Origin of the sequence: Bradyrhizobium sp. 134 (assembly GCF_023074155.1) — a bacterium.
Taxonomy (GTDB): domain Bacteria; phylum Pseudomonadota; class Alphaproteobacteria; order Rhizobiales; family Xanthobacteraceae; genus Bradyrhizobium.
Genome location: NZ_JADPKX010000034.1, coordinates 520679 through 533222 on the forward strand (window position 1 = coordinate 520679; position 12544 = coordinate 533222).

Here is a 12544-nt window from a genome sequence, read left to right on the forward strand (position 1 = left end):
TTTCGAGCTAAGTCGTAGCAGGATTTCGTGCGGCCGTCGCGGCTAAGCCCGCTGTCATGCCCCGCGAAGGCGGGGCATCCAGTACGCCGCGGCCTATCCGTTCAATCATGGCCGTCTCGGAGTACTGGATCGTCCGGTCGAGCCGGACGATGACAGTGTGCGCGGCGAGCGATGGTCCTTGAAAAAACAGGCGCAACGAAGGATGTTCGGCTGATGTCAACCGCGACCCATTGCATCACCCGATGACCCTTGCCGCAACCGAACTCGCCTTTCGCGCCGCTTCTGTGGCGCTGCTGCTGGTGTTGGCAGCGTCATTGCTCTCGGATTTCCCCAATGTGCTGGCAGCGCGGCTCGGTGCGGCCTTTGCGCTCGGCTCGGCCGCGCATGCTGTGAGCTATTCTGTCGGAACATCATCGCTGGTCCCGGCCTGGCATACGCCGCTGATCGCGGTGTCGACCGGCAATATCGTGGTGTTCTGGCTGTTCACGCGCGCGCTGTTCGACGACGAGTTTCGCCTGCGCCGGTGGCACGGATTGACCTGGGCGTTGGTGGCAGCCTTCAGCTTCGTCAGCTGTCTCTGGCTCGCACCTGGCGGACATGTCCGGGTCGCCGTCACCGCGGTGAACCTGATTGTGCTCGGCTTCATTGCGCTCGCGATCGTGCAGACAATCGGCTCATGGTCAGCCGATCTGGTCGAGCGCCGCCGCCGTGTTCGCGTCTTCATCGTCTGTGCCGCCGCGCTCTATGGCGGATTGAACGCGCTGCTCCAGATCCTTGTCGGCGGCAGTGACGTCGGCGATGTCGCCAACACCGTCAATACAGGCGTGCTCGCCGGCATCGTCGCGGCCATCGCCTATGCGATGATGCGGGTCGATGGCGCCGACCTGTTTCCAGCCGCCGCGGAGGCTGCGCCCGCGATCGCGGCGAGCCAGCCTGTCGGCGAGGATGCCGCCGACCAAAAGCTGATCGACGCCCTGATGCGGCTGATGGCGGACGAACGGATCTATCGCCAGGAGAACATCAGCATCGGCGTGCTGGCGGGCCGGCTGAAGATTCCCGAATACCGGCTGCGCCGGCTGATCAACCAGGGGCTCGGCTACCGCAATTTCAATGTGTTCCTGAACAACCACCGGATCGAGGAGGCCAAGGCAGCCCTCGCCGATCCCGCCCAGGCCGAGGTCCCCGTCATCACCATCGCGATGGATTCCGGCTTCCAGTCGCTCGGCCCGTTCAACCGCGCCTTCAAGGCCGTGACCGGCGTGACGCCGACGGAGTACCGGCGGCTCAAGGTCAATGCCGTCTAAGCTTTAGTGTACTGAAATATTTAGGTTATTTTGGAATCGGCGAGCGTCTCGCGGTTTCGGCTAGGCCGCTTTCCAAATCCGGCGAGCAGGCATCGCGTGAATGCCGCTTCGTCTCCGGCACACGCCTCAAGCCGGAGCAAGCCCGTGACCCGCTGCCGCAAGATGGTCCTTCTCGCCACCGCCATCGCCTTTGCCGGCCTCGCGCTCGGCGGGGTTCGCGCCCATGACGTGCCCAAGGTCGCCACCGGCTTCATCGCCGACGTGCTCTGCGCGGAGACGTTTGTCTCGGGCCTCGATGTCAGGCGTAATTTGACCGAGACCGCCGATGCGATGCCGGGCGCCGGTCTGCTCACCTGGGCGATGGACTATCAGGTCGATCGCATGCGCAAGGACGTCACGGTGACGCTGTTCGGCATTGGGCGCAGCCACGCCGTCTATCGCGAGGGCCTCGGCTGTACGCTCGAGCACGGCGGAGGGATCACCGACGTCACGTTGCCGCCGGATGACAGGCAGCCGGCGTTGCTGCCCGAGATCGCTGGCTCCGCGGTCGTGTCGCCGCAGAGCCCGGAGCTGTCAGTAGCGCTCGATCGCGCCTTTGCCGAGCCGCCATCGCCGCCATTCCGCCGCACCCGCGCGATCGTCGTCATGAAGTCGGGCCGCATCATCGCCGAGCGCTATGCGGACGGCATCGGACCGGAGACGCCGCTGCTCGGCTTCTCCATGACGAAGTCCGTGATCTCGGCTCTCACCGGGATCCTCGTGCGTCAGGGCAGACTGAAACTCGACGGGCCCGCACCGGTCGCCGCCTGGGCAAATCCGGACGATCGGCGTCACGCGATCACCGTCGATCAATTGCTGCGCCACACCGCCGGCCTGGCGCTCGGCAACTCGCTTCAGGCCTCGCTCGGCTCCGCGTTCGAGCCGGTCAATCGCATGAAATTCACCGAAGACGACATGGCCGCCTATGCCGCGAGCATGCCGCTTGCGACCGCGCCGGGCACCGTGTGGAACTATCACGATGGCAACACCATCATGCTCGCGCATCTGATCCGCAACGCTGCCGGCGGCAATCCGGCGGATGCGCTGGCCTTCGCGCGCCGCGAATTGTTCGCGCCGCTCGGCATGCGCCATGTCACGCTCCAGCTCGACGGCGCGGGGACGATCAAGGGTTCGAGCGAGATGCTCGCATCCGCGCGCGACTGGGCACGCTTCGGCCAGCTCTATCTCAACGACGGCGTCGCCGGCGGCAGGCGCATCCTGCCCGAGGGCTGGGTGAATTACTCGGCGTCGGCGACGTCCAATGCATGGGTCGGCATCGGCGCCGGCTTCTGGACCAACCAGGGTAACAGCTTTGGCGCGACCTTCCGCGTCGATCACGGCTGGCCGCGCGATGCCTTCTTCGCCAAGGGCGCGATCGGGCAATACACGATCGTGATTCCGTCGGAGCGTCTGGTGATCGTGCGGATGGGCCGCTCGCCGAACTGGCCGCCGGAAGCGGATGGCGTGTTCGGTCTGGTGCGGGATGTCGTGGCAGCAGCGCGCGACAAAGGGAAAGTCGCGGGGGTGGATTAGGAGCTTTACCTTCCCAGCTCGGTCGCCTTCGCCACGCGATCGAACCGCTCCAGCGTCATGATCGCGTCCGCGAATTTCTCCGCGCGCGCATTCAGCACCGGGCGGGCCAGCGTCAAGAACTTCTGCTGCATCGCTTGTGCATCCGGGAAAGAGGTCGGCTCGCCGGAAGGGTCGGCATAGAGCCGCTCATGCACGCCGTCGTCCGTTGTGATGCTCACGCGGGCGCCAAAGGGGTGGGTGCGGCCGATTTCGAGGCGGTCATCCTGCACCACGTCGAACTTGTCGGCGAGCGCGTCGATGGCTGTGTCCCCAAGGCGATTGTAGTCGTCCCAGCCAAATGAGCCCTGGTCGAGCGCGAGCGCGCCGGTGAAGAACATCGAAAACTGGCCGCCGACGATCGAGGTCGGGTGCCGCTTGGTCGCGGCGTCGCCGGTGAGGGTGATGCCGTTGCGATGCAGGCCGATCTCGACGCGCTTGATCTGGTCGGGTGTCAGATTGTGCTCGCGCCGCATCGCGATCAGTGCGTCGATCGCGGCGTGGGTATAGCGGCAGCTCGGATACGGTTTGACGCCGATCTTCATAGTCTCGTAGGTCTTGCCGAGCTCGGCGACCGCTTTGTCGGGATGCGCATCGTCGGTGTAGCCGGCGAGCAGGCCGTGCTTGCCCTCGACCGATTCCGTCGCGCCGACGAAATCGTTGCGCGCCAGCGTCGCGGCGATCACCCCGTTCATCGCGGCGGCGCCGACTTGGTAACGCTTGTTCCAGGCGCCATTGACCAGGAATTGCAGCGAGCCCGCGGCCTGGCTGCCGGCGACGCCGAAGGCGGCGATGAGCTGTTGCTCGGAGAGGCCGAACAATTTGCCGGCGGCCGCGGCTGCGCCATAGGTGCCGGCGGTGGCGGTGGGGTGAAAGCCGCGGGCGTAATGCGAGGTCGGGTCGAGTGCGTTGCCAAGCCGGCAGCAGACCTCATAGCCCGCAACGATCGCGGTCAGCACGTCGCGCCCGGAGGCGCCGACCATCTCGCCGATGGCGAAGGCGGCCGGAACCACCGGCGCGCTCGGATGCAGCGAGGAGTCCGCATGGGTGTCATCGAAGTCGAGGGAATGGCCGAGGGCGCCGTTGAGCAGCGCCGCGACCGCCGGCGTCCAGGTCTTGCTATCGCCGAACACGGTGGATTCGCCCTTGGTGTCGAGCGCGAGCGCCTCCAGCATCTTCAGGATCGAGGGGGTCGATTCCGCTTCGCTGCGGGCCCGGATCGCGCTGCCGAGGAAGTCCAGCGTCAGCACTTTCGCCCGATCCAGCACTTCCGCCGGAATATCCTGGAATTTCAGGTTGGCGACATAGGCGGCGAGCGTTGCGGTTTCGTGAGCCATCGTGTTTCCTCGTTTTGGCGCGCAAGTTAGGCGGGCTGATTTGGCCTTTCAAGCGGCCTGGGGGCCGCGGGCATCAGCTATGCTTTTGGCTGGCTTTACGAGAGTTGGACCGGGATACGCGACCATGGCATTCGCAGGAGAGCTGTTCGACCGGGTCTGGTCGCGAAAGACCCAATTGGGATTGGCGATCCGGGTCACGGTGGCGGCCACCGGCGCCTACGCGCTCGCCACCGCGCTGCATCTCTTGTTACCGCTCTGGGCCGTCCTCACCTCCATCATCGTCACCCAGATGAGCGTCGGGCGCTCGCTGAAGGCGACGCGCGACTACATGCTCGGCACCATCGGCGGCGCGATCTATGGCGGCGCCATCGCGATCCTGATCCCCTATTCCGGTGAACTGGGCCTGCTGGGTCTGCTGGTGCTGGCCGTGGCGCCGCTTGCCTTTGTCGCATCGATCTATCCGAATCTGAGCTCTGCAACGGTGACGGCCGTGATCGTGCTCGTGCTTCCCTCGATGCATCATGCCGATCCCATGGCCTCGGCGATCGATCGCGTCAGCGAAGTTACGGTCGGCGCGGTGACGGGGCTGCTCGTCTCGTTCCTGGTGCTGCCCTCGCGCGCGGTGCGGCAAATCCGCGCCAGCGCGGCGAAGCTGCTCGAATTGATCGCGGAGGCCTTCACCGAATTGCTCGCGGGCCTGACGCGCGGCCGGGACAACGACGCGCTGCACCGGATTCAGGACGGTATCGGCACCGCAATGGTCGGCATGAATACCATTGGCGCCGAAGCCGAGCGCGAGCGCTCTGCGCGATTGTCGAGCGGGCCGGACACCGGCCCGTTGTTGCGCACGATCTTGCGGCTGCGCCATGACGTCGTGATGATCGGCCGCTCGACCGTGGTGCCGTTGCCGGCCGAGGTGCAGACACGGCTTGCCGCGCCGCTGACGGAAGTCTCGACGGTGATCGCACGCTTCCTGCGTTCGGCCGCCGCGGCGTTGCGCGAAGGCGCCGGCGCCCCGCCGATCCACCCCGTGCATGTCGCGCTCCAGCATTATGCCGAGGCGGTCGCCGCCGTGCGCCAGGACGGCCTGATCCGGGGCCAGCCCAGCGACACCGCGGAGCGCTTCTTCGCGCTCGGCTTCTCGCTGGAGCAGATGCACCAGAATCTCTGCGATCTCGATCGCGTCGTCGGCGAATGGTCCGAGGCCGCGACCGACAAGCCCGCGCGCGTGGCGGAGTGAGCTAGCGCCGCATCAGGCCCTTGCTCTCCATGCGCCAGACCAGCAAATCGATGCGGTCCTGACCGAAGAACGGCTCGTTGTCGAACACGAAGGTCGGCACGCCCCAATGGCCGGAGGCGGCGTGGTCCTTCTCGTTCTCTGTGATCACCTGCTCGTAGCGATCCGGGTCCGCGGTGATCGCAGCATCCATCGCGACGAGATCGAAGCCGGCCTTGTCGGCTGCCCGCGCGAGATGATCGCTCTCGTTCCAGCCCGCCACCGAGCCGTCCCACAGCACGCGGGCGATCGCATCGGTGAATGCGAGCGAGCGTCCTTCGAGCTGCGCCATGGCACCAAGCCGGGTCAGGCGGTGGATGTAGGGCTGCTCCGCCGCGACGTCGAACGTGACCTTGTCCTGCACGATCGGATCGGGCCTGGGAAAGCGGAACGGAATGCCCTCGTGCTGCGCGACGCGCGTGCTGTCGAGCACCACATAGCGAATGAAGTTCGGGCTGGCCTTCTTGAAAAACCCGGGCACACGGACTGCGAGCGGATAGACCGGCCGCACATTGACCGCCAGATCGTAGGTTTCGACGAGCTTGAGCGTCTTGGGCAGCGCCAGATAGCTGAACGGACTGCGAAAGGAGTAGAAGAGGTCGACGGAGAGCGTCATCGGGCCGGCTCCGCGAGCCGCCCCATCATGCTGCGGGCCACAAGCTTGTGGAAGGGCGTGATGAGCGCGAGGTAGGCGCGGCCCAGCCGATTGTTGGTCCGCACCAGCGTGGTCAAGGTGACGTGGCGCGGCACCGCTTCGCCGACCACATCGACCACGATGCGGAAATCGAGATGATAATCATTGAAGCCGGCGACCAGCTGCTCGGGCGTTTCACTCAGGACCGGAAACAGGCCGATCAAACCGCCCGGCGCCGGCGTACCCTCGCCCGATGTCTTCAGGCCGAACGGCGTCACCAACACGTTGCGCAGGCGTGTCAGTGCACCGACCCAGCGCGGCCCGTGCAACACCATCCTGGTGCAGGCCTCGCGGGCATTCACCGGTGCCGTGCCGATCTCCACGCGAAAGGCGTCGATGAATTGCGCACCGGCCAGCAGCGCGCCGGTGTCGACATCGGGGGTGACTTCGCGGACGGTCCCGTTCATTCCGTCAGTCTGCGCGTCAGCATCCGGAAGCGCAAGATCAGAAGTCCGGCATAGACGAACGATCCGATCGACAATCCGATCCAGACACCGACCGCGCCGAGATCGGCGTGAAAAGCGAGCCACCAGGCGATGGGAAAGCCCACGCACCAATAGCCGATCGCGGCGAATACCAACGTCATCCTGGTGTCATTGATGCCGCGCAGCGCGCCGCCCATGATGGTCTGGATGGCATCGGCGATGAAGAAGGTCGCGCCGACCAGCAGCAGCTTCGCGGTCAGCTCGACGGTCGCCATGCTCGCCACGTCGCTGCCGAAGAACAGTCGGCCGAGCTGATAGCGGCCGAAGATGATCGCGACGGTCAGGGCCGAGACGAACGCGATCCCGATCACGGCTGCGACGAGACCTGCGCGCTTCACCGCAAGCGGCTCGCCGCGGCCGAAGGCGTGACCTACCCGCACGGTGGCCGCCATGCCGATGCCGAGCGGGACCATGAACAGCACGGCGGTGACCTGGAGCGCGATCTGATGCGCCGCGAGCGCCGTGGTCGAGATCAATCCCATCAGCAGCGCGGCCGAAGAGAACAGGCCATATTCCAGCAGCAGCGAGAACGAGATCGGCGCGCCGATCGCGATGAGCTTGCGCATCAGGGGCCAGTCGATCCGCCAGAGATGGGCAAGCGGACGATAGTCCGCGAACGGCTTGCGCAGCCCCGCAATGGCGAGCGTGGCGGCGAACGAGCCGAGATTGACCAGCGTGGTCGCAAGCCCCGCGCCGAACAGGCCGAGCTCCGGCAGGCCGAACAGGCCGTGGATCAGGACATAGACCAGCGCGGCATTGACGGGGATCGCCGCGAGCGTGATCCACAGCGGCGCCTGCGGCCGGTTCACCGCGCTCATCATGCTGCGCAGCGCGATGAAGCCGAGCGCCGGCGCGATGCCCCAGGCCAGCCCATTCAGATAGCGCTGGGCGAGCGCGGCCGAGTGCGGCGCCTGACCGAGTGCAACCAGGATGTGCTCGCCATAGAGCGGCGAGGCCATCATCGGCAGCGAGATCAGCAGCGCGACCCACAGGCCGACGCGTAAGGAGCGGCGGATGCGCCTGACATCGCCGGCGCCGAACGCCTGCGCGACCAGCGGTGATACCGCCGCCATCAATCCGAGCCCGAACGTGAAGCTGACGAAATAGACCGTATGCGCCAGTGCCGCTGCTGCCACCGCGCTCTCGCCGAGCCGGCCGATCAGCGCAAGATCGGTCGTGATCATCGCGATCTGTCCGAGTTGCGTCAGCGTCATCGGCACGGCCAGCCGCAGCGTCTCGACGAATTCGTCGGCGAGAGGATTTAGCGGCGCGCCGGCTTGCGGCTGCGAACGAGGCTGGACGGTGTCGAGCATGGCGGGTCAATAGCACGGCCGGGCGACGAAAACATGGCTTGGTCTTCTCCCTCTCCCCTTGCGGGAGAGGGTGGCTCGCCGCGTAGCGGCGAGACGGGTGAGGGGTATCTCTCCGCGTACGGCCCTCAAGCAGCAGGACTCGCTGAAGCAACCCCTCATCCGGCGCCATAGCCGATGCGAAGCTTCGGCGTTCTTAAAAACGGCGGCCGAAGGCCGCTTATGCCACCTTCTCCCACAAGGGGAGAAGGGAAGAAACTCTCAGCCCTTCCGTTCCGGCACGCGCCTGATCTTCGCGCCGAGCGCATTCAGCCGTTCGTCGATGCGCTCGTAGCCGCGCTCGATCTGGTCGGCGTTGTTGATCGTGGAGGTGCCCTCGGCGCAGACGGCCGCGAGCAGCATGGCCATTCCGGCGCGAATGTCGGGTGAGGTCATCGCCGCGCCGTGCAGCCGGCTTGGACCGGCGATGATGGCGCGATGCGGGTCGCACAGCACGATGCGCGCACCCATCGCGATCAGCTTGTCGACGAAGAACATCCGCGATTCGAACATCTTCTCGAACATTAGGATCACGCCCTCGCATTGCGTGGCCGTGACGATCGCGATCGACATCAGATCGGCGGGAAAGGCCGGCCAGGGCTGGTCCTCCAGCTTCGGCACGTGGCCGCCAAAATCGTCCTGGATCTTCAGCGTCTGGTTCGAGGGCACGATGAGATCGTCGCCCTCGATGCGGCAAACGATGCCGAGCCGCTCGAATCCCATGCGGATCGAGCGCAGATGCTCGACGCCCGCGCGCACGATGCGAAGCGGCGAACGCGTCACGGCGGCAAGCCCGATCAGCGAGCCGACCTCGATATGGTCGGGCTGGATCCGGTAGGTCGCGCCACCCAGCGTCGCCGGACCGTGCACGATCATGGTGTTGGTGCCGATGCCCTCGATCCCAGCGCCGAGCGCGACCAGGAAGTTGGCGAGGTCCTGCACATGCGGCTCGGACGCGGCGTTGCGCAAATACGTGGTGCCTTCGGCGGCGACGGCTGCGACCAGCGCGTTCTCGGTCGCGGTCACGCTGGGCTCGTCCAGGAACACGTCGGCGCCGGTCAGTTTCGAAGCGCGGAATTCGAGCCGGTCGGTCGCGGTGACCTTGGCTCCCAATTGCTCGAGCGCGAGCACATGCGTGTCGAGCCTTCGGCGGCCGATGACGTCGCCGCCGGGCGGCGGCAGCATCACTTCGCCGCAGCGGGCGAGCAGGGGGCCCGCGAGCAGGATCGAGGCGCGGATGCGCACGCATAGCTCAGGATCGAGATCCGCGGCGCGGATGCTCTTGGCGTGAATATGAAGCGTGTTGCGGGCGGTCCATTCCGCCGCCGCGCCGACCGAGCGGATCAGCTCGACCAGCGTCTCGGTGTCGCGGATCCGCGGCACGTTTTCCAAGGTCACCGGATGCTCGGTGAGCAGGGCTGCCGCGATGATCGGCAGGGCCGCATTCTTGTTGCCGGAAGGCTCGATCGAGCCCGAGAGCCGGTGACCGCCCTCGACGATGTACTGGATGGGCGCCACGGGGTCTCTCGCTGTCGTGTTGAGTGGGGGGCGGGTTTTCCAGGCGGAAGCTACCGAGAATTGAGCGCGGGAGCAATTCTGCACTTGTTGCGAGGGCGGGGGGAGGTTCAGCCGAGGTGTCTCTACGTCATGGCCGGGCTTGTCCCGGCCATCCACGCCTTTGCCAAGATGCACGGAGAACATAGATGCCCGGGCCTTCGCCTCGCCGAAGCGGCTTCGGCCGCGCAGGCGGGACAAGCCCGGGCATGACGACCGTCCAAAGCCATCCGATCTCAGATATCGATCGTCGCGCTCAGCGAATGTTCCTGGATGAAGTCGCGGCGCGGCTCGACCACGTCGCCCATCAGCTTGGTGAAGATGTCGTCGGCCTCGTCGACCTCCTTGACCTTCACCTGGAGCAGTGATCGCGCATTGACGTCCAGCGTCGTCTGCCAGAGCTGCTCCGGATTCATCTCGCCCAGCCCTTTGTAGCGCTGCAGCGAGACGCCCTTGCGGCCGGCGTCTGTGACGGCTTCGAACAGATCGACCGGGCCGTAGACCATGTGCTCGGTATCCTTGCGCCGCAGCTTGCCGGGGCGGGCATAAACGTCCTGGAGCTTGACCGTGTACTCGTCGAGCTTGCGGGCTTCGGCCGAGCCCAGGAACGCGTCATCGATGAGGGCAACGTCCTTGACGCCGCGCACGGTGCGCTCGAACTGGAAACCATGGCCTTCGACGTATTGACCGATCCAGCCGCGCTCGACCTCGTCGGCGAGCGTGTCGAGGCGGGCGGCGATGTATTGCGCGGCCGCGGCGGCTTTCTCCGGATCGCCGTAGATCGCCTTGTTGAGCACGCCGGTGATGGCGGCCTGCTCGATCACCTTGCGATTGTAGCGGGTGTGCAGGCTGCGCAGGACGCCGCGAACGGCACGGGCGTCGTCGACCAGCGAGCGCAGGTCGCGGCCGGTGCGATCGCCGCCGGTGCCGGGAATGTAGACGCAGTCGTCGAGTCCGGTATCGATCAGATAATCTTCCAGCGCCCGCTCGTCCTTCAGATATTGCTCGGACTTGCCGCGGTTGACCTTATAGAGCGGCGGCTGGGCGATGTAGAGATAGCCGCCGTCGATGATCTCGCGCATCTGCCGGTAGAAGAAAGTCAGCAGCAGCGTGCGGATGTGGGCGCCGTCGACGTCGGCGTCCGTCATCACGATGATCTTGTGATAGCGCAGCTTCTCGATCGAGAATTCGTCGCTGATGCCGGTGCCGAGTGCGGTGATCAGCGTGCCGATCTGCTCGCTGTGCAGCATCTTGTCGGGACGCACGCGTTCGACATTGAGGATCTTGCCGCGCAGCGGCAGCACGGCCTGGAATTCGCGGTTGCGGCCCTGCTTGGCGCTGCCGCCTGCCGAGTCACCCTCGACGATGAAGAGCTCGGACTTGGCCGGGTCCTTCTCCTGGCAGTCGGCGAGCTTGCCGGGCAGCGAAGAGACCGAGAGCGGGCTCTTGCGCGTCAGCTCGCGCGCTTTTCGCGCGGCTTCGCGGGCCGCGGCCGCCTGGATCACCTTGCCGACGATCATCTTGGCTTCGGAGGGATGCTCCTCGAACCAGGCCTGCAGCGCCTCGTTGAGCACGTTCTCGACCACGGGGCGCACTTCCGAGGACACCAGCTTGTCCTTGGTCTGCGACGAGAATTTTGGATCCGGCACCTTCACCGACAGCACAGCGGTGAGGCCTTCGCGGCAATCGTCGCCGGTGAGCGCGATTTTCTCTTTTTTCGCGTTGGCCTCGGCATAGCCGTTGACCTGGCGCGTCAGCGCGCCGCGGAAACCGGCGAGATGGGTGCCGCCGTCGCGCTGCGGGATGTTGTTGGTGAAGCACAGCACGTTCTCGTGGTAGCTGTCGTTCCACCACAGCGCGGCCTCGACGCCGATGCCGTTGGCTTCCGCGCGCACCATGATCGGCGCCGGCACGATCGCCTTCTTGTTGCGGTCGAGATATTTGACGAATTCCTCGACGCCGCCGGAATAGTGCATCTCCTCGCGCTTCTCGACGGCGTGACGCATGTCGGAGAGAGCGATGTTGACGCCGGAGTTGAGGAAGGCGAGCTCGCGCAGCCGGTGCTCCAGCGTGGCGAAATCATACTCGATGTTCTTGAAGGTTTCCGTCGAGGCCTGGAACGTCACCTCGGTGCCACGCCTGCCGGGCGCATCGCCGACCACCTTGAGCGGCGCGACCGCATCGCCATGGGCGAATTCGATGTAGTGTTCCTTGTTGTCGCGCCAGATGCGCAAGCCGAGCTTGCTCGACAGCGCGTTGACGACGGAGACGCCGACGCCGTGCAGGCCGCCGGAAACCTTGTAGGAATTCTGGTCGAACTTACCGCCGGCATGGAGCTGGGTCATGATGACCTCGGCCGCCGAAATACCTTCGCCCTTATGGATGTCGACGGGAATGCCGCGGCCGTCGTCGCGCACGGTGACGGAATTGTCGGAATTGAGGATCACGTCGACGCGCGTGGCATGGCCCGCGAGCGCTTCGTCGATCGCGTTGTCGACGACCTCGTAGACCATATGATGCAGGCCTGAGCCGTCATCGGTGTCGCCGATATACATGCCCGGGCGCTTGCGTACGGCGTCGAGACCCTTGAGCACGCGGATCGATTCCGCCCCGTAATCGCTCGGATTTGAGGGTTCGTTTTCGGCAGGCGTCTGCCGAGCAGGTTCTGTCATGAGAGGCCTTCGAGATGTCGCCCGAATCAGCGGCGCAAAAGGCGCTGATATGCGGGCTATTTGTGCCACGAAAGACGGATTGCGCCTAGCGCAAAGTATCTCCTGGCAAGTCTTTGATTAGATGGGATTTTTCGGCCGATTTTCAAGGCCTTCGAAGGCCGATTCGGCGGCTTGGAAAAAGCGCGATTCGAGACGCGGTTTCGGGCTCTGGAAGGCGTGGATTTTTCGGGGAGGAGGGGCGTTCCGAGGCGCGTGGAACGCCCCC

At 65.6% G+C, this 12544-nt stretch carries 9 protein-coding genes; 3 read left to right on the forward strand and 6 right to left on the reverse strand.

What is annotated here, in order from left to right; all coding sequences use genetic code 11:
* Positions 1-242: 242 nt before the first annotated feature.
* Together IVA75_RS12145 and IVA75_RS12150 are read left to right on the forward strand one after the other, a co-directional pair.
* Entirely contained in the window at positions 243-1304 is a 1062-nt protein-coding gene (locus tag IVA75_RS12145) for a helix-turn-helix domain-containing protein (protein WP_247285143.1), read from the forward strand.
* A gap of 144 nt (positions 1305-1448) precedes the next feature.
* Positions 1449-2876 (forward strand): serine hydrolase, encoded by a 1428-nt coding sequence (locus IVA75_RS12150; RefSeq protein WP_247285144.1) that lies wholly within the window; start codon positions 1449-1451, stop codon positions 2874-2876.
* A gap of 5 nt (positions 2877-2881) precedes the next feature.
* Here IVA75_RS12150 and IVA75_RS12155 read toward each other — a convergent pair whose 3' ends face one another.
* Positions 2882-4249, reverse strand: coding sequence for an MmgE/PrpD family protein (locus IVA75_RS12155; protein ID WP_247285145.1), 1368 nt, complete (start codon positions 4247-4249; stop codon positions 2882-2884).
* Positions 4250-4373: 124 nt separating this feature from the next.
* On the opposite strand from IVA75_RS12155, the gene IVA75_RS12160 reads away from it, so the two are divergent.
* On the forward strand, positions 4374-5489 hold the full coding sequence (locus IVA75_RS12160; protein ID WP_027566106.1) for an FUSC family protein: 1116 nt from the start codon (positions 4374-4376) through the stop codon (positions 5487-5489).
* A 1-nt stretch (position 5490) separates the two neighbouring features.
* Here the strand turns inward: IVA75_RS12160 and IVA75_RS12165 are convergent, their stop codons facing one another.
* The 5 genes from IVA75_RS12165 to gyrB all read right to left on the reverse strand — a co-directional run bounded on the left by IVA75_RS12165 (position 5491) and on the right by gyrB (position 12279).
* Entirely contained in the window at positions 5491-6141 is a 651-nt protein-coding gene (locus tag IVA75_RS12165) for a 2-hydroxychromene-2-carboxylate isomerase (RefSeq protein WP_247285146.1), read from the reverse strand.
* Positions 6138-6626: a DUF2867 domain-containing protein gene (locus tag IVA75_RS12170; protein ID WP_247285147.1), complete on the reverse strand. Its 489-nt coding sequence runs from the start codon at positions 6624-6626 to the stop codon at positions 6138-6140. Before IVA75_RS12170 ends, IVA75_RS12165 begins: the two co-directional genes overlap by 4 nt.
* Positions 6623-8017 (reverse strand): MATE family efflux transporter, encoded by a 1395-nt coding sequence (locus IVA75_RS12175; RefSeq protein WP_247285148.1) that lies wholly within the window; start codon positions 8015-8017, stop codon positions 6623-6625. The genes IVA75_RS12170 and IVA75_RS12175 overlap by 4 nt, the downstream gene beginning before the upstream one ends.
* Before the next feature lie 258 nt (positions 8018-8275).
* Complete coding sequence (murA, locus tag IVA75_RS12180) at positions 8276-9571, reverse strand: UDP-N-acetylglucosamine 1-carboxyvinyltransferase (RefSeq protein ID WP_247285149.1); 1296 nt, start codon at positions 9569-9571, stop codon at positions 8276-8278.
* A gap of 272 nt (positions 9572-9843) precedes the next feature.
* Positions 9844-12279 (reverse strand): DNA topoisomerase (ATP-hydrolyzing) subunit B, encoded by a 2436-nt coding sequence (gyrB, locus tag IVA75_RS12185; protein ID WP_247285150.1) that lies wholly within the window; start codon positions 12277-12279, stop codon positions 9844-9846.
* Positions 12280-12544 lie beyond the last annotated feature (265 nt).